At 67.0% G+C, this 15,037-nt stretch carries 20 protein-coding genes and 3 pseudogenes; 12 read left to right on the top strand and 11 right to left on the bottom strand.

The genetic code is table 11. The annotated features are described in order from the left end of the window. Window positions 1–44 precede the first annotated feature (44 nt). The 7 genes and pseudogenes from B116_RS28925 to B116_RS24760 form a co-directional block, all read left to right on the top strand. Window positions 45–182 (top strand): annotated as a pseudogene (locus B116_RS28925) (helix-turn-helix domain-containing protein); the annotation flags it as partial. Between the two features lie 219 nt (window positions 183–401). Beyond that, window positions 402–1,181 carry a tetratricopeptide repeat protein gene (locus B116_RS0106565; RefSeq protein WP_026321672.1) on the top strand — a complete coding sequence of 260 codons (780 nt, stop codon included), beginning with the start codon at window positions 402–404 and terminating at the stop codon, window positions 1,179–1,181. 94 nt (window positions 1,182–1,275) lie between these two features. Then, window positions 1,276–1,458: a hypothetical protein gene (locus tag B116_RS0106560; RefSeq protein ID WP_027659554.1), complete on the top strand. Its 183-nt coding sequence runs from the start codon at window positions 1,276–1,278 to the stop codon at window positions 1,456–1,458. Then, window positions 1,458–1,685, top strand: a complete 228-nt coding sequence (locus tag B116_RS28130) for a hypothetical protein (protein WP_027659553.1) — start codon at window positions 1,458–1,460, stop codon at window positions 1,683–1,685. Before B116_RS0106560 ends, B116_RS28130 begins: the two co-directional genes overlap by 1 nt. Further along, window positions 1,682–1,861 carry a hypothetical protein gene (locus tag B116_RS26275; RefSeq protein WP_082312748.1) on the top strand — a complete coding sequence of 60 codons (180 nt, stop codon included), beginning with the start codon at window positions 1,682–1,684 and terminating at the stop codon, window positions 1,859–1,861. The genes B116_RS28130 and B116_RS26275 overlap by 4 nt, the downstream gene beginning before the upstream one ends. 90 nt (window positions 1,862–1,951) lie before the next feature. Then, window positions 1,952–2,467, top strand: a complete 516-nt coding sequence (locus tag B116_RS0106550; RefSeq protein ID WP_027659552.1) for a hypothetical protein — start codon at window positions 1,952–1,954, stop codon at window positions 2,465–2,467. A gap of 185 nt (window positions 2,468–2,652) precedes the next feature. Beyond that, the gene (locus tag B116_RS24760; protein ID WP_033667337.1) at window positions 2,653–2,874 is read left to right on the top strand and encodes a PIN domain-containing protein; all 222 of its coding nucleotides are present in this window, start codon (window positions 2,653–2,655) and stop codon (window positions 2,872–2,874) included. 124 nt (window positions 2,875–2,998) lie between these two features. Here B116_RS24760 and B116_RS0106540 read toward each other — a convergent pair whose 3' ends face one another. Beyond that, window positions 2,999–3,253, bottom strand: a complete 255-nt coding sequence (locus tag B116_RS0106540) for a hypothetical protein (protein WP_027659551.1) — start codon at window positions 3,251–3,253, stop codon at window positions 2,999–3,001. 197 nt (window positions 3,254–3,450) lie between these two features. Between B116_RS0106540 and B116_RS0106535 the strand changes: the two genes are divergently transcribed. Together B116_RS0106535 and B116_RS25895 are read left to right on the top strand one after the other, a co-directional pair. Next, a complete protein-coding gene (locus B116_RS0106535; RefSeq protein ID WP_027659550.1) occupies window positions 3,451–4,824 on the top strand; it encodes a right-handed parallel beta-helix repeat-containing protein in 1,374 nt (457 codons plus the stop codon). Window positions 4,825–4,907: 83 nt separating this feature from the next. Further along, entirely contained in the window at window positions 4,908–5,450 is a 543-nt protein-coding gene (locus B116_RS25895; protein WP_050591834.1) for a hypothetical protein, read from the top strand. A gap of 264 nt (window positions 5,451–5,714) precedes the next feature. Here the strand turns inward: B116_RS25895 and B116_RS29085 are convergent. Further along, window positions 5,715–6,320 (bottom strand): annotated as a pseudogene (locus B116_RS29085) (ISL3 family transposase); the annotation flags it as partial. A gap of 101 nt (window positions 6,321–6,421) precedes the next feature. Here B116_RS29085 and lexA point away from each other — a divergent pair. Beyond that, window positions 6,422–7,003: pseudogene (gene lexA, locus B116_RS24755) on the top strand (transcriptional repressor LexA); the annotation flags it as partial. Window positions 7,004–7,155: 152 nt separating this feature from the next. Here lexA and B116_RS24750 read toward each other — a convergent pair. From B116_RS24750 to B116_RS0106485, 6 genes are read right to left on the bottom strand one after another with little or no spacing between them, the layout of a single operon-like run. Further along, on the bottom strand, window positions 7,156–7,596 hold the full coding sequence (locus B116_RS24750) for a hypothetical protein (RefSeq protein WP_223874517.1): 441 nt from the start codon (window positions 7,594–7,596) through the stop codon (window positions 7,156–7,158). A 9-nt stretch (window positions 7,597–7,605) separates the two neighbouring features. Further along, window positions 7,606–8,268: a 4Fe-4S single cluster domain-containing protein gene (locus tag B116_RS0106505; RefSeq protein WP_026321676.1), complete on the bottom strand. Its 663-nt coding sequence runs from the start codon at window positions 8,266–8,268 to the stop codon at window positions 7,606–7,608. Beyond that, a complete protein-coding gene (locus B116_RS0106500) occupies window positions 8,261–9,118 on the bottom strand; it encodes a ComEA family DNA-binding protein (protein ID WP_082312739.1) in 858 nt (285 codons plus the stop codon). The genes B116_RS0106505 and B116_RS0106500 overlap by 8 nt, the downstream gene beginning before the upstream one ends. After that, complete coding sequence (locus B116_RS0106495) at window positions 9,102–9,320, bottom strand: DUF2997 domain-containing protein (RefSeq protein ID WP_011905833.1); 219 nt, start codon at window positions 9,318–9,320, stop codon at window positions 9,102–9,104. The genes B116_RS0106500 and B116_RS0106495 overlap by 17 nt, the downstream gene beginning before the upstream one ends. Next, on the bottom strand, window positions 9,317–9,772 hold the full coding sequence (locus B116_RS0106490) for a hypothetical protein (RefSeq protein WP_018722007.1): 456 nt from the start codon (window positions 9,770–9,772) through the stop codon (window positions 9,317–9,319). The genes B116_RS0106495 and B116_RS0106490 overlap by 4 nt, the downstream gene beginning before the upstream one ends. Before the next feature lie 31 nt (window positions 9,773–9,803). Beyond that, window positions 9,804–11,462, bottom strand: a complete 1,659-nt coding sequence (locus B116_RS0106485) for an AAA family ATPase (protein ID WP_026321678.1) — start codon at window positions 11,460–11,462, stop codon at window positions 9,804–9,806. Window positions 11,463–11,704: 242 nt separating this feature from the next. On the opposite strand from B116_RS0106485, the gene B116_RS27320 reads away from it, so the two are divergent. After that, a complete protein-coding gene (locus tag B116_RS27320; protein WP_155255718.1) occupies window positions 11,705–11,860 on the top strand; it encodes a hypothetical protein in 156 nt (51 codons plus the stop codon). A gap of 175 nt (window positions 11,861–12,035) precedes the next feature. On the opposite strand, the gene B116_RS0106475 is transcribed toward B116_RS27320, so the two are convergent. The 3 genes from B116_RS0106475 to B116_RS24740 all read right to left on the bottom strand — a co-directional run bounded on the left by B116_RS0106475 (window position 12,036) and on the right by B116_RS24740 (window position 14,124). Further along, window positions 12,036–12,569 (bottom strand): hypothetical protein, encoded by a 534-nt coding sequence (locus tag B116_RS0106475; protein ID WP_027659547.1) that lies wholly within the window; start codon window positions 12,567–12,569, stop codon window positions 12,036–12,038. 36 nt (window positions 12,570–12,605) lie between these two features. Beyond that, complete coding sequence (locus B116_RS28120) at window positions 12,606–13,340, bottom strand: DUF2399 domain-containing protein (RefSeq protein WP_263404860.1); 735 nt, start codon at window positions 13,338–13,340, stop codon at window positions 12,606–12,608. A 448-nt stretch (window positions 13,341–13,788) separates the two neighbouring features. Further along, entirely contained in the window at window positions 13,789–14,124 is a 336-nt protein-coding gene (locus B116_RS24740; RefSeq protein ID WP_027659546.1) for a hypothetical protein, read from the bottom strand. Window positions 14,125–14,267: 143 nt separating this feature from the next. Between B116_RS24740 and B116_RS0106460 the strand changes: the two genes are divergently transcribed. Continuing rightward, on the top strand, window positions 14,268–14,990 hold the full coding sequence (locus B116_RS0106460; RefSeq protein WP_018722013.1) for a B3/B4 domain-containing protein: 723 nt from the start codon (window positions 14,268–14,270) through the stop codon (window positions 14,988–14,990). Window positions 14,991–15,037 lie beyond the last annotated feature (47 nt).

The following is a 15,037-nucleotide window of genomic DNA, read 5'->3' as shown; positions in this document are numbered from 1 at the left end:
AGCGGTCGGCGCCCGCCACCCCAGACCGCTACCTGGGAGAACTGATGCCGGCGATCGTTGACCCTTGTTTCGGAGCTGAACTACGCCAGCTGCGCACAGTCGCGGGAGTCAGCCTTCGCCAGCTCGCGTCCCTTGCCCTGTCCAGTCGAGGACATCTGCATGACATTGAAGCTGGCCGTCGACAACCCACCCTGGATCTCGCTAAACGGTTGGACGACGCACTCAACAGCGACGACCGGCTCACCAGCTTGATCCGTCCAGTCCCGCCGGTAGGCCGGTCGACTAACCGCCTGGCCTTTGCCCAAGAGCGCCCACGCCGAGTTGAGCCAGCCACTCTCGACGCCCTCGCCGATGCCCTCGCCGCGTACCGCCGTCTTGAAGACAGCATTGGCGTTGCCGCGGTGCTCCCAGCAGTCCGCCTCCAACTTAACTTCCTCGCCACCTTGAGCGCCGAAGTGCGCGGTGACTCGAGGGCCCGTCTCGTGGATTTGGCCGCCCAGTGGGCTCAGTTCGGGGGCTGGCTAAACGCCGCCGCCGGACATCCGCGCGTGGCTGGTCGCTGGTACTCCGCCGCTTTGGAATGGGGTACCGAGGCCGGAAATTCGGACATGATCGCCACAGTGCTCAGCATGCGTGGACACCTGGCATGGCAACACCGCCGACCAGGACCTTTGATCGGTTTGTCAGCAGCGGCCCTGCGCCAACCAGCCAGCCCAGGCGTACGGGCGCTCGCCGCTCAGCAGGAGGCGCGAGGTCATGCTCTGATCGGAGCGGCGTCCACCGCGATCGGGCTACTCGACCAGGCCATGGATCTCGCCACGCAAGCGACCGAGGCCCCAGACCAGGAGCCACCATGGATCTATTTTCACTCTCTGGACTACCTGAAGATGCAGCGCGGCCTGACCTATCGGCTACTCGGCGACAACGCCCTAGCAGTCGAGCACCTTCGCACCGGCCTGCACGGATTGCCGCCGTACGCGAAAGGCGCGGCATGGACCGTCCCCTACAGAATTGACCTCGCGGCGACGTTGGCCGAACTCGGCGACATCAGCGCCGCACGTGAGGCGTACGAACGCGTACAAGCCATCGCGGAAACGACCGGAACAGAGCACCTGGCTAGGCGTGCCGAGTTCGCCGTCCGCAGCCTGTCCGCAGGAAACCTGCGGACATACACCACCTAGCAGTAGTCTCCCCCTCACGGAAAGCTCCCAATGGGGATGGCCACAGCCAGAGAACGGGCCGTCTCACCTCCATCGAGGGTGAGGGAGCACGCGCATGATCCGGCTACTCCGCCGACTCCGCCGCCGCCGACCTGCACGGCTGGACGCGACCGGTCCTGCCACCCGGTACGCGGCGCGGGCCGGTGCCTACTCTCCGCTGCACAACCAGCCGACGGTGATCCTTGATAGTCGGCCGTTGATGACCCGGTTGGCCCGGCAGCGGGCCTGCTCCCGGTGATGGCCACCCGCGCCCGGCCCCGCCCTGGCTTGTCGACGGTCCAGCTACGTAACCGGATGATCCTGTCCGCCCGGCGGATCATCACCGAGCACTGGCCGCGCGTCGATCGGTGCCCGACCTGCCGATCCGCATGGCCGTGCCCGCCCACCGAGTCCGCATACGGCTACCTCGCCACGGTCGGGCAGGACGGGTGGGCGCCCCCGCAACGCGCCGGGAGCCGGCGTTGACGCCGGCCGAGGCTACTGTCCGCCGGTGGTGGCGGGAGCTGGCCGAGCATCACCAGGTTGATGGACGTTGCCCGGTGTGTGGCACCCCGCGGCGGTGCTGGCCGTGGGCGGAGGCATACGCCGGGCTGCTCACCTTTGGTCTGCTCGGCCCACCCCTATCTCTGGACACGGCGTGATGCGCTGGAGCCGCGCCCCGCCCACCCCGCCGGTACACGGGCCCGGCCCGTGAGCAGCCACGATCCCCCGGATAGATCAGGAGAGCGCCCGTGCAGGTATCCCAGGCCCTGGACGTGATGACTGCCATCCTCCGGGCAGCCGAGCACCCCGACATCGTGTCGGTGTCGCGCTACGGCGCCGATACCCAGCCCGGCGGACAGACGCCCGCGGGGATCAAGGTCAAACACCAGTCCGGAACCGCCGCCATGCTGTGGGCGGGCGTACCACCGCGTGACGCCACGCCGGTACCGCTGCCCACCGGGCCGCTGCCGCCGATGCAGCGCGCTGCTCGAATCCTCGTGCTCGCTCAGCAACTCCTGGATGTCGCCCGGCCCGAGGTGTTCACCTCATGGGAGCTGTGCCAACAGCCCAGCGTAGAGGTGCCGGTCGCCGCCGCGATCCGCATCACTGCCAGCGACCGTTCCGTGATCTACCTCCGGGCTACCGCGGCATCCGGGGGCACGTCCGAGCCCGAGACCGACCCGTATCCGGACTACCAGATCCCCCAGGGAGTCCAGTCATGGCATCGTCTCAATGCTCCGCATGCGGAGCCCGCGTCAGTGTGAGCCCCGGCCGGTCCTGCCCGCCGCGTCAGGCGATGGGTGATCGCGCCCGCTGCCCGGGCTCCGGACAGCCCACCATGTGACAAAGGCGGCCCCGCTCTCCCCAGGTCGGGAGGGCGGGGCCGCACCGTGTCGTGCCACCTGAACTTGACCGCAGGTGCCGAGATGCCCTAGACAGCACCAACTTGGTGCGGGTCGAGTTTTCCGGGCGGATCGCCTTACGGGCACGGGAGTATGCCTACGTGCACCACCTGGGCAACTACGACGCAATCTACCTTGCATCGGCTGCGGAGGCCGGCGTCAACGTGATGATGACCTGGGATAAAGGTCTACTGCGGGCGAGGCGTGTGGACGGCATGTGGATCGAGGAGCCGTACGAGATCGGCGAGCCGACCCTGTTTTCTGCCTGAACCCAGCAAAGAGCGAGTCTCGGATGGCCCGACACGACGGTACGCCCCTGACCTCGGCCGGGGACGCTCGCGTTTGTTGGTCGGCGCCGGCCGGGACGTCACCGGCGGCACCGCATCGGCGATCTTACCGTCCCGGCACCTCGTACTTCGGCACGGCCGGCGTGCCCAGCAGGACGCCCAGCCACGGCCAGCGTGCCTCGGCCACCCGGACGAGGGCGTAGTAGCCGGCCATCACCAGGGCGACCACACCGGCCGTGAGTGCGGTGGACGAGTCGGCGTCGAGCACGATCCCCGCCGTCGAGGCCAGCCAGGCGAGCAGGGCGCCGACGGCGGCGGGGACAGCGATACGGATGAGGGAGATCAGGTAATCGTGAGTCATCGGGGGCTCCTCTCGGGTGCGCCTGATGCCACGGTGGTTTCGTGTGTCGTTCAGGCATTTTGTTCAGGTTCATGTCTTTTTGGGGTTTTTGTCGGTTTAGCTTGGGGTGGTTGCTGCCGCCTGCCTGGTAGCCGAGAACCACCACCCCTCAGGGGTGGTGGTTCTCGTCCGTGACGGGGAAGGACACCAAGACCGCGATGAACGATCAGTGCCACGAGCACGAACTGGACCGACCAGGTGCACGCCGGGCGAGGTCACGGTGGTGGGCTGTTGGGCTGGCCGGCATGACCGGCCTGGCGCTCACCACCAGCCTCGGCATCGGCGGAGCGCCGGCTTTCGGCGCCGTCGACGGCTTTCTCACTGCCGCCGATGACCGGCGGGGAAAGCCTGACCGCGCCTCCACCGATAGCAAGGATTACGAGGGCAAGGGCAAGAAGGACAAACGCAAGGGCACACCGGTCCCGTGTAGCGCCGATGCGCTGATCACGGCGATCACCCTGGGCAACGCGCGCGGCGGCGCCGTCCTTGACCTCGCCAAGGACTGCACCTACCTACTCACCGCCAACATCGACGGCGCCGGCCTGCCCGCCATCACCACCCCGATCACCCTCAACGGCGGCAAGGACACCAGCATCACCCGCGCCGCCGCCGCCGAACAGTTCAGAATCCTCACCGTCGACACAGGCGGCGACCTCACTCTCAACAAGCTGAAAATCAGCGGCGGACAAACGCCCGAAACCGGTGGCGGCATTCACGTGACTGACGGCGGAAGACTGACCACGAGGCACAGTGCAATTACTCGCAATATTGCAAACGCAAATGGTGGCGGCATTTATAGCGCCGGCGTATTGGTGGTCGAGCGCACCACAGTCAGTCGCAATACTGCCAATAACAGCAGCGGCGGCGGCATCTACAACTCGGGTGGGCAGTTAACGATAGTCAAGTCTCTAATAAAGGCAAATTCCGCCAACAGTAGCGGCGGAGTGATAAGCAACGGTAGCTCTGCGGTCGTGACAATCAAGGGTAGCGTTATCGCAGATAACAGTGCTCTGGGAACAGTCGGCGGCCTACTGGTCATCAACGACGGGGTCGGCAGGGTCTACGACACCAAATTCACCGGAAACAGCGCAGGCTTGTTTGGCGCGATCTACATCGACGGGCAGCTCACTTTACAAAACTTTGAACTTACAAATAACACAGCCTCAAGCGGCTTTGCCGGAGGACTATACGTAGGTGCAGACTCTACCGCAACGGCCAGCAAGGGCATCATCAAGAATAACGTTTCCCTCATCGACAACGGCGGCGGCGTATACGTCGCTTCCAGGAGTCAGCTGGTGATGTATGACACGAAGGTAATCGGCAATCAGGCCGAGCAGGGTGGCGGAATCTACAACAGCTTCGACAGCACGCTAACGCTATTCAATGCCAAGGTGGTGAGGAACACCGCCGTGACCAACGGCGGCGGCATCTTCAATGCTGGTGGGACAGTTAATCTGAACACCGCCACCGGCACCACCGTGGTCAAGAACCGGCCGAACAACTGCGTCAACGTCCCCGGCTGCCCGGGCTGACCCCGTCGCCCGGGTATCAGGAGGGGCCCCGCCCCTACCGTCTACAGGCGGCAGGGCGGGGTCTTCCTGGTTAGGGTCGGGGGATGGTGGATGTGCCGTCCCTGCCGCAGCAGCGGCTGATCCTGGCCGAGCTGTCCGGCGTGGCCCGCCGGTACGGTCAGGAGGTCCGTCGCATCGCTGCGAGCCGTAGCCGATGGCTCTGCTGCCAGCCAAACGAGCTTCAGCGACGGCAAGCCAACCCGATTCCCAAGCTGAACGTCCGAGGCTGCGATGATCCTTGCCGTGAGTCAGACGTGATATGGGATCACATGGTCCAGGGCGCTCGTGTCAGCTTCATGCCCAGCCAGGGCGATGCCCCTGCGACGGTCGACAACATCGATGCCCACGTCTACCTCGTTGACGGCACCCATCGCTACGCCACCTTCATGACGACGGTTGCGATCGACCGGGTTCTGCAAAAGTGGGCTAAGACTGGGGAGACTGGCGGCGGTTGGTACTTCTGGTGCTCCGACTTGGTTATCGTGCCAAGACCCGGCGTTGAGGCGATGGTGGCGGCCGTGGGGGAGATGATCCGCTCCGGTGACATCGACGTGATCCTCGGCAAGGTGGAGGATGGCTCGATCTAGCTGAGTGACTAGCCGGGTGACGATCGGGTTGGACATCGATGGACGAGTATGGCTTCCGGAGGGCCAGCCTGGCGGATCAGCGCCGCTGAAAGAGCAGGTCAACGATCGGCGTTGGTTGCCTGGGGGTCACGGTGTCGTCGGTTCGAATCCGGCCGTCCCGACGCAGGTCAGAGGCCATCCGGGAGCTTCCGGATGGCCTCTTTCTGTCAACGTCGGCTGACGTTTGGCTCTGGCACCTATTTTGTGATTGATCTTGGTGGCGGCTCACGAGTTGGTCAGGACGCGTTTGCGCAGGAGGTCGAGGTTCGCCCGGCCATACATCTGCCGCTTGATCGTCTTGATGTGGTTGATCTGGCCCTCGACCGGACCTGAACTCCAAGGCTGGGTGAGGCCGGCGACGACGGCGTCGCGGTCGCCGACAAGACCGGTGGCGAAGCCGCGGATTTCGGGGTATCCGGCGTGGCGGGCGCGGTCGATCCAGGCGTCGAGGTGCTGCCCGGTGCCTTGGTGGCGGACCAGCGTGGCGAACCCGCGGGCGAGGTCGGCGACGGTGTCTAGGTCCGGGCAGCGGCGGCGGGCGTCGGCGAGATTGGCGTGGTCGTCGTCGGCGAGTTTGTGGCCGGGCCGCATGATCCACGCGGTGATCCGCCGGGCCGACGGCACCCGGACAGCGGTCGCAGGGGCAGGCCGGGTGCGGTTGGTGGTGAGCCAGTCGCGCAGCACCCGCAAGCTGCCGTGGTAGCCGCGGGCCACGATCTCGGCGTGCAGGTCAGCGGTCTGGTGGATGCCGTCGGCGAGGCGTTGCCGCAGGTAGGAGTGGAACGGGGCGAGGACACTGGGTCGGCTGCTGGAGTTCGGGCCGATCAACGAACCTCTCGCCCAGCGCCGCTCCACCTCGGCCACACCGCCGACCGCGACCATCCCGACTACGGAGACCACGACCCCGGCGGAGAGGCCGACGACGACATCACCGAAGACGACTTCGACGGCATGGCTACCCACCGACGGTGCGGGAGATCGGTGCAGCCGTCGGCCTCGATTCCCCCTCGTCGGTGGCGCATCACCTGAAGACCCTCACGTACCACGGCCTGATCCGACGGGCGTCCGGCGGGCCGCGAGCGGTCGACGCCCGCCCCCTGGTCGACGACGAGGACTCGCCAGTCAAATCGGAATCCCAGCACGGGACGCGGGTGCCTCTGCTGGGATCCATCGCCGCCGGCACGCCGATCCTCGCCGAAGAGCACGTCGAGGAGGTACTGTCCCTGCCCACCGAACTGGTCGGCCGGGGCACACTGTTCGCACTGCGGGTACAAGGCGACTCCATGACCGAAGCAGCCATCGCCGACGGCGACATCATCGTGGTACGGCAGCAGGCGGTCGCCGACAACGGCGACGTCGTCGCCGCCATGCTCGACGGGGAAGCCACCGTCAAGCAGTACCGAACCCGCGACGGCCGCATCGAACTCGTCCCTCGCAACCCGCGCCACCCGGTACTGCCCGGCGATCACGCGACGATACTCGGCAAAGTCGTCTGCGTCCTACACCGCCCGTAATCCCAACGACTACCGCCACAACCTTCCGTCGGCAGGACCATGAAGGCGCGCGCCTGAGGCTATTGCTCACCCAGGTCCGGGCGCCACATCGTGATCTCACCTACGCACTCATGTGTATGGACAACGGCTGCCGCTGCCGTCGGTACCGCAATTCAATCCGCTTCGGGCTCGGGGTCGAACTGGCTGAGCCATTCCACATTGCCGTTCGCCTGTGTCGCGACCATGCCCGCCGCGAGCCACACCAACGCCGGCAGGAACGCGTCGCCCAACCGCTTGAAGGCTTCGTCGACCAAGGTGTTCGGCGCGAGAGGACTGCCCAGGAGACCGGCGAGTTGGAAGGCATAGTCGGCCGCCTCACCGCTCAGGTGCTTCCGAATCCACTCCATCGCCGGACCAGCTAGGTCGCCGTTCGCCTCCTCTTTCGCCCCGGTCAGCCACATCATCAGCACCCCGATCATGGTGCTGGCTGCCAGCCCGGCGGCCTCCGGGTCGTCGGCCTCTTCAAGCAGCTCCGGGATCCGCCAGGCGGGCTCCTCCGACGGGATGCTGATCGTCTCGTCAACCCACGCTGCGATGCAATTCGCAGGAGACACTGCCGGGAGTCACCGGTTGCGTAGGGGTCGGGCCACTGGCGCGAGCAGCTCGTCCAGCAACTCCAGCTCCGCCCACCCGTTGATCGCGATCTGGCCGGAGGTGTCGACGTTTATCTCGACGCGGTCGGGCGTGCGTCGCAGATGGTCGAGTAGATGCGGGAAGCGGTCGCTCAGCACGACGAACTCCTGGTTCGTCGAGCCGACCCAGGGCCGAACGGGGTCGATCCGGTCGTTGAGGAAAGGTCCAGCAACGAGCAGGTCCGTCTCGCCGAGCAGCGCGGCAACATCGGCGCGGCCCGCCTCGATGGCCTGCCGCAGCTGCGCCTCGGTGTATCCGGTGAAGGTCATGACCGATCGGCCAGCGCTCCGTACCGCGCGAGTGACCTTGGACAATGCGGCGGCTTGATCGAAGGGTTCCCCGCCGAGCAGCGTCAGCCCGGCGGTGCCCGAGTCGAGGATGCGGGTCACCAGGTCGTCTGTTGCTACCTGTTCCCCGCCTCGGAAGCTCCACATGTACGGGTTGAAGCAGCCGGGGCACCGGATGGCGCAGCCCTGTACCCAGACCGCGGTGCGCTCGCCCGGTCCCTCCGCGTGAGTTGAACCAAGGAACCTCGCTACTGACACCACCGCCGAGTTGATGGTAGGTCGAGGAGCGAGTTCGTCATCAGACATCGAGCACACGGCCGTGGGGTGGTGGCGGCGCTTGGCCAGGCTGCTGCCACTGCGGAGGTGTGCAGGTCAGCAGGTTCCGGAGATGGGCGAACTCGTGCGGTGCAAGATTCGCCACTGCGGCGATCTCCTCTACGCTGCCGAACCCCCGGCGTGCCTGCCGCTCGGCGATCACCTGGTGTACGCGGTCTGTGTGGAGGTGCGGGAGCGCAGCGAGCTGCTCGAAGGTGGCCGTGTTGACATCGATGGCCGCCGGGTCTCCGGCCGTGGCTGGCGAGACCGTGGAGGGCTGCGGCGGCGTGCCGTACGACTGCTGCGAAGGCGCTGGTTCTGCTGCTGGCCCAGCCCCGTAGGAGGTGGCCGGGTTCGGCATGATGTCGGCGACCGATGGTGGCGGGGATGTCGGCGTGTAGCTCGATGGCCCGGGGGACGTCGGGGGGTTGGGGCTGCCGGTCCAGGTCGGCGGTGGTGCGGTTGGCTGCGCGTACCAGGGAGTGTGAGTTGCCCGCCAGCGCAGCCACGCCGAGTTGATGAGGCAGGCGTGCAAGAAGCTCGCCGCCCAGATGGCCACGAACGCGCCGGCAGCCCAGCTGCCCACGGTGGTCGTCTCGCCTGAGTCGTCGGCGAAGGAGAAGGCGCCTACACCGATGACGGTGTAGGCGATGCCGGGGATCCACCAGTCCGGCCGTCGGGCGCGAAGCCCGACGTAGAGGAAGCCTGCTCCGGCGAGGCAGCCCATGCCGCAAATTGGGAGCAGGAGCCACCAGCTGTGCAGGATCCGCCATTGCAGGCTCGCGCCCGGGTTGGCGGGAGGCAGTGGAGGTGTCCACGGTTCGTTAGGCACGTTCGACATTGCGCTCTTCCTGGAGGTTCTGCGTGTTCACGTTCGTTCTGGTGTAGTCGGCGGTGTAGGCACTTTCAATGGTGTGTGCGTCGAGTAAATCTTCCAGGATCGTGATGTAGTCGAGGCAGCCGCTTCCCGCCAGGCCCTTGGTCTCGGCGCTCACGATGCCCGCGCTCGTCACGGTCAGCAGGATTTGTGGCTTCTCCGTCATGACGGCCGTCCCTCGACAGCGAACACCATCCGTACGCTCGCATCCTCGGCGACGGTCTCCGACTCGAGCCGAAGTCCGGCGGCCGGTGCGCGTTCCCGCAGCCGCTCGAGCACCGTACGCTGCACCTGCCGCCCGTACTCGGCGTCGATGGCCCGAACGATGTCGACGGCTCCTTGCTCGTCGACGTCACCCGTGAGGTGCGCAGACCACACCGCGTCCGGCCCGCGCTGGAAAGTCGCCTGTACGCGGTTCCAGGACGCCACGATCTCCTGATGGTCGGCGGTGACCACGGCGTTGGTTTCGCGCAGCGCCGCCGAGAGCAACGTCTCATCCCGCATCCGCGTCTGCACCTGGCAGATGACGCGACCACGCTCGTCGCGGCTGGCGGTGGCGCCGCGCACGGCGGCGACCGTGGCCACGGCCAGCGGCACCAGTATCAGTGAGACGCTCAATGTGGCACTCCCCTCGGTCCTGTCGTCGACATCAAAAATCGACCGATCTTCCACCACTGTGAGGGGGTGGCGCATCGCCGGGTTGGGTAGGAGCCGTGGACGCAATGGTGGTCCCGGAACGGCCAGGAGGGTCCCAGTCTTCCGCGGCCGTGGCCGCCACAGCACGCATATTCGCCCAGGCGCGGATGTCGCTGATCCGCTCCGCCTGGGTCACGCTGAGCGGCACCATGTTGACCACGCCGTGGACTAGATCGTCCTTGCGCAACGGGCGTCTTTCCGAGAAGGCGTCGAAAAGGCCGGCGATGACCGCCTGCTCGAGCTCGGCTCCCGAATAGCCCTCACTCAGCCCCGAGAGCTCCTTCAGCAGTGCGTCGTCGACGGTGAGATCTCTGGCGACAGCAGGATGCTTCATCCGCTTTGCGATGTGCATGGCCCAGATCGACGCGCGCTCCGCGATGGTCGGAAGATCGACGAAGAAGATCTCATCGAAGCGCCCCTTACGCAGCATCTCAGGCGGGAGGCTTTCAATGTTGTTCGCGGTCGCGATGACGAAGACGGGCTCCGTCTTCTCCTGCAGCCAGGTGAGGAAGGTGCCGAACACGCGAGATGACGTTCCCGAGTCACCAGCGGCTCCGCCGCTGGCGAAGCCCTTCTCGATCTCGTCGACCCAGAGAACGCACGGTGAGGTGGCTTCGGCGGTGCGGATAGCGTTGCGCACGTTCTGCTCGCTGGATCCGACCAGTCCGGAGAAGACCCGACCGATGTCGAAGCGCAGCAGCGGCAAGCCCCAGCTAGCGGCGACGGCCTTTGCGGTGAGCGACTTGCCGCAGCCGGGCACGCCAGTGATCAGCACACCGCGCGGCGCGGGAAGCCCGTACTCCGCCGCCTCCGCCAGCCAGGAACTATCCCTTTTGGCCAGCCACCGCTTCAGATTTTCCAGACCACCGACGTCGGCCAGGTTGACATCGACATCGACGAACTCGAGCAGTCCCGACTTGCGTACCGTCTGCCGCTGTTCCTCGTGCACCACCGCGATGTCGTCAAGGTCAAGCACACCGTCGTTGACCATCGCACGAGCGAAGGCGTTCTCCGCCTCCTGCAGCGTGAGGCCGAGAGCTGCCTTCGCCAACCGCTCCCTCCCCACCTCATCCAGGCCGATGCGGATCCGGCCGCTGGCGGAGTTGGCCGCGATCATCCCTTCAAGCACCATGCGGATCTCGTGCTCACTGGGCATCGGAAAGTCGACGATCGTGACGTCCTTTTCCAGCTCCACCGGAATCCGCAGCACGGGAGAGATAAGCACCAAGGCCCGCGCGACCGGGCCGGACTTGAAGGCCGCCGCCACATCCCGCAACCGCCGAACCACACCCGGGCTCCCAGGCCTGTCGCCACCCCCGTGCGCCGCGTGTAGGTCCCTGAATATGAGCACGCTGGGCTCGTCGATCCGAAGCACGGCGTTGAGCGCATCCTCCGGGTCCGTCGTGCCCTTCCTCGGGGTACCGTCCGGCTGAACCAGTCCTTCTGTCGCGGACCAGGTCCAGACGGCCCTGGGAGTACGAATCAGGGCCGCATCGCGGGCTACGGCCGTCACCTCCGCGACCACCCGATGCTCTTCGTACGACTCTATGTAGAGGATCGGGAAGCGCGCTTTGAGCAGTTGCGACAGTGCCTCGCGGAAAGGCCTCGCCATCGCCGTCTCCCCCTCCGACCGCCACCAGGCCGGCCGACTGTAGCAGGCCACAGGCAGGGCTGGATCCAGGGAAGTCGGCAGTAGTCCTTACACAGACTGAAGATCATGTGAAATGCCCCCTATCAGCGCCCTGCCCACCCACTGGGCTGGTGGAAATGGCCGGCGCGGACTTGGGGTGCGCTGAAACCTCTGTCACCATCAGCCCATCACTGTTGACGTTGGCGAGCCGGAAGGTGGCCTAGGTGTTCACACTGGCAGGCGGCGCGGTCATCTACCCGCAGGCTGAAGCGCTCGACACCTACCGCACCTACGACTGCGAACCAAGGACGCCGAGTGGCTCCGGCAGCAGATCACGCCCGAACTCGACGCATGGCTCGACCCGACCCGCCGGCGTGTGACCGCAGGTCGGCAGCCGGAGTACCTGATCATCACCACAAACCTGCTGCTGTCCAGTGTGCCCGCCAACGGCGGCATCGACCGCATACACACACTGCTGCCCGGATACGCCGATCGACTCGGCCTCAAGGACATCGCCCTGTGGGACGCCAACTCGCTGTCGATGTACCTCGACGTCTACCCCGAGGTGCGGCAGAGCTTCTCCCACCTCATCTCGCCAGCAGACGTACTCACGAGACCTTCACCACGTTGGACCGCCTCGATGACGTCCTCCGCTCGTCCTCCATTCAGGTCGGTCAAGGCCCGCCGGGCAACGAACGGGCGTTCCGAGCGGCCTACAAGGCAGCCGGCGGCCAGCAGGTTCTCGGAGAGCCCGCCAGCGAGGTCTACGACGACGACCCAGGCTGGGTGCAACACTTCCACGGCGGCCCCGGCCAGCCCGAGGCGGTGATCTGCGCCCGCGCCGGGCACGACCCGGTCGCGATGGACGCCACCATCTGGGACGCGCTGCGCACGATCAGCCCAGGTCAACTCACCGACGTCGGCTACCCGGTGCAGTCCGTGTCGCCCGCGTTCATCGACGGCGCCTCCCACACAATCACCCTCGACGGAGGCCAGTGGGGACCAGGCGAACTCGTGCGCCGCGAGCTGGCTGCCCACCCTGACGCCGTGAGCCAGGCTCGTCTTGGTATCGACCAGGGTGTCGTCCACCGAGACAGCCCCTTAGCTATGGCTTGGCTCCGTCGGTCATGGCGTGGCGGGCCGTTCACGGAGCCGGACCACCGGGTCAGTTGTCGCGCGGCTGGTTGGAGTGAGGTCGGCGATCAAGGCTTCGAGCCGGGCTTCCTCGTACAGGCCATCGGCGTCGGGCAGCCATTCGGTGGCACCGGGCAGGGCGAGCATTTCGGTGAGGAAGCCGCGGCCTGCGGTGTCACGGTCAGCGGTGACCCGTAGTTGGACGCCGGCGGCGGCGAGGCCGCGCAGCAGTGTCCATGCTGCTGAGGAGGGTCGTCCGTAGATGCACACCAGCGGTAGGCAAGCGGTGCCAAGTCGATCGGCGGCGGTCTCGGCGACGGTGGGGTTCTCGCAGGCGCGTACGACGGTCAGTCCGGGTGCGAGCGCCCAGTCTGCTCGCAGGCTGCGGCTGGTCAGCCATACCGGTTCGCCATGTTCGGCTGCCGCACCCGCGATCCGGGCTGCCGGGGCTTTCCCGGTCAGGGAGAGGTTGAGAATCAGGACCGTGGAGGAGACTCCGTCGCAGCTGATGCCGTGCTCGGCCCACACGTGTCGCCACTGGTCAGCGGTCAGCGCGGTGTCGGCGGCGGAGGCGGCCTGGTCGGCGGTGGCGGTGGCGGTGGCGGCTGCGAGCAGGCGGGCGGCGGTGCGGCCGAGGTCGTGGTCGCGGTCGAGGCGGTGCGGGTCCCCGTAGAGGGTGTTGGTGATTTCAGCAGGGGTCGGCCGGTGCCGGGCAGAGCGTGCCACAGGTGTTGCAGGTCGTCGGAGCGGCGGGTGGCGGTGTCGGGGTCGGTGCCGAGCCAACGGCGTTTGCGGGCAAGCTGTACGGCGTGGTCGGGAAGGCCTGTGGTGGTGAGGCTGGTGTAGGCGGCGTCGATGGTGGCTGCGGTGCGGGCGGCGGCTTGTTCGCGGCGGCCGCGGACGTCGTCGATGGCGCCGCCAGTGCGGGTCAGCAGGTCGAGCAGGTCGTCGCCGGTCCGGGTTAGGGCGGTGCGGAGTTTGCCGAGGGTTACGGGCTGACCGGATGTGTCCCACGCTACGCCAAGGTAGCGGGCCACTTGGGCTCGTTCGATGGCGGTGAGCTCGACGCGGACGGTGACGCCGTTGCCGGTGCGGCGGTCCTGCAGCAGTTCGCGGACCGCGGAAAGAACCTTGTGCGGGCCGGGCTGAGCGGCCCACCGGTCGGTTGCCGCGCTCATGCGGGCGCCCTTTCGTTGATGCCAGCCACGTCCGAGGCTTCCTCGGTGCCGGTGTGGTGGGCGCCGATGGTGTGCGGTGGCTCGACCGGTGCCGGGTCGGTGAGCATCGTGGCGAACAGGTCAGGGCCGAGACCTTCGGCGCTGCGGCGTGGGGTGAGCAGCCGGGTGGCGTAGTCCCCGACGGGGATCTGTTCAAGGGTGTGCCCAGCCCACAGCATCAGGGACAGGTCGACGCCGGGAATGGGCGCGGGCGCTCGGGCTCGACGGTGCGCAACTACGTGGCCCGGCGTCGGCCGGAGATCCTCGCCGAGGCGCGTGAGGGCCGCGGGCACCTGGACGGGATGGTGCCACGCAGGTCCGCAAGCCCGGACCCATTTCGATCTTGCGCGCCCGAAGGGATTCGAACCCTAACCTTCTGATTCCGTAGCCTAGTATGGATCGACTCGCCCGCCATGGGCCCATCCGGGAGGACGACATGGCGCTCTACTTCGGACTCGACGACGCGGTGCTGGCGGACTTCCCCGAGAGCCAGGTGCGACTGGTCCTAGCCGACGGCGTCCGTAACGACGGGTCGTGGCCGCTCACCGATCGACTGATTGACGAGTTGACGGCAGACCTGGCAGCGGGCAGGTGGCAGCCGCACGACGAGTCCCAGCCCACGATCGCCTCATGGCACGAGGCGTACCGACGGTTCGGCACCAACCCTCGGCGGACGCGGCCCAGCGTGGACGCGTTGAGCCGCCGCCTGGCCAAGGTGGGACGGCTACCCAGAGTGAATCCCGTGGTCGACGCGTACAACCTGGTGTCGGTGCGGCACGGGATTCCGGCCGGCGCCTTCGACGTCGCCAGCATCGACGAGCCGGTGGTCGTGCGCCCGGCCCAACCGGGCGATGGATTCACCCCGCTCAACGAGACGGACCGGCGGGAGGAGCCGGCCCCCGGTGAGGTGGTGTACACGGCCGGTTCGGAGGTGCTGACCCGGCACTGGAACCACCGCGACTGTGACCGCTGCAAGGTTACTCCCGCCACCCGACGGGTCGTCTTCATCCTGGAGCGGGTCAGCGCGTCGGCGGTCCCCGACGAGGCCATGACCGCTGCGCAGGACCTGCTTGTGGAGCTGGTCACCCCACACGCGGAACGGATCACCGTGCTGGCCCTCTCCGCCGACCTACCCCGGACGGAGACCGTCTCGGTGTGAGCTGCCCGGGACGCCCGGCCCCGGGCAGCTCAGCCCTGCGTCACCGC

The organism is Salinispora fenicalii (genome assembly GCF_000514815.1).
Classification (GTDB): Bacteria; Actinomycetota; Actinomycetes; order Mycobacteriales; family Micromonosporaceae; genus Micromonospora; species Micromonospora fenicalii.
The sequence above is the reverse complement of the archived record's forward strand: the minus strand, read 5'-3'. Positions and strand labels throughout refer to the sequence as shown.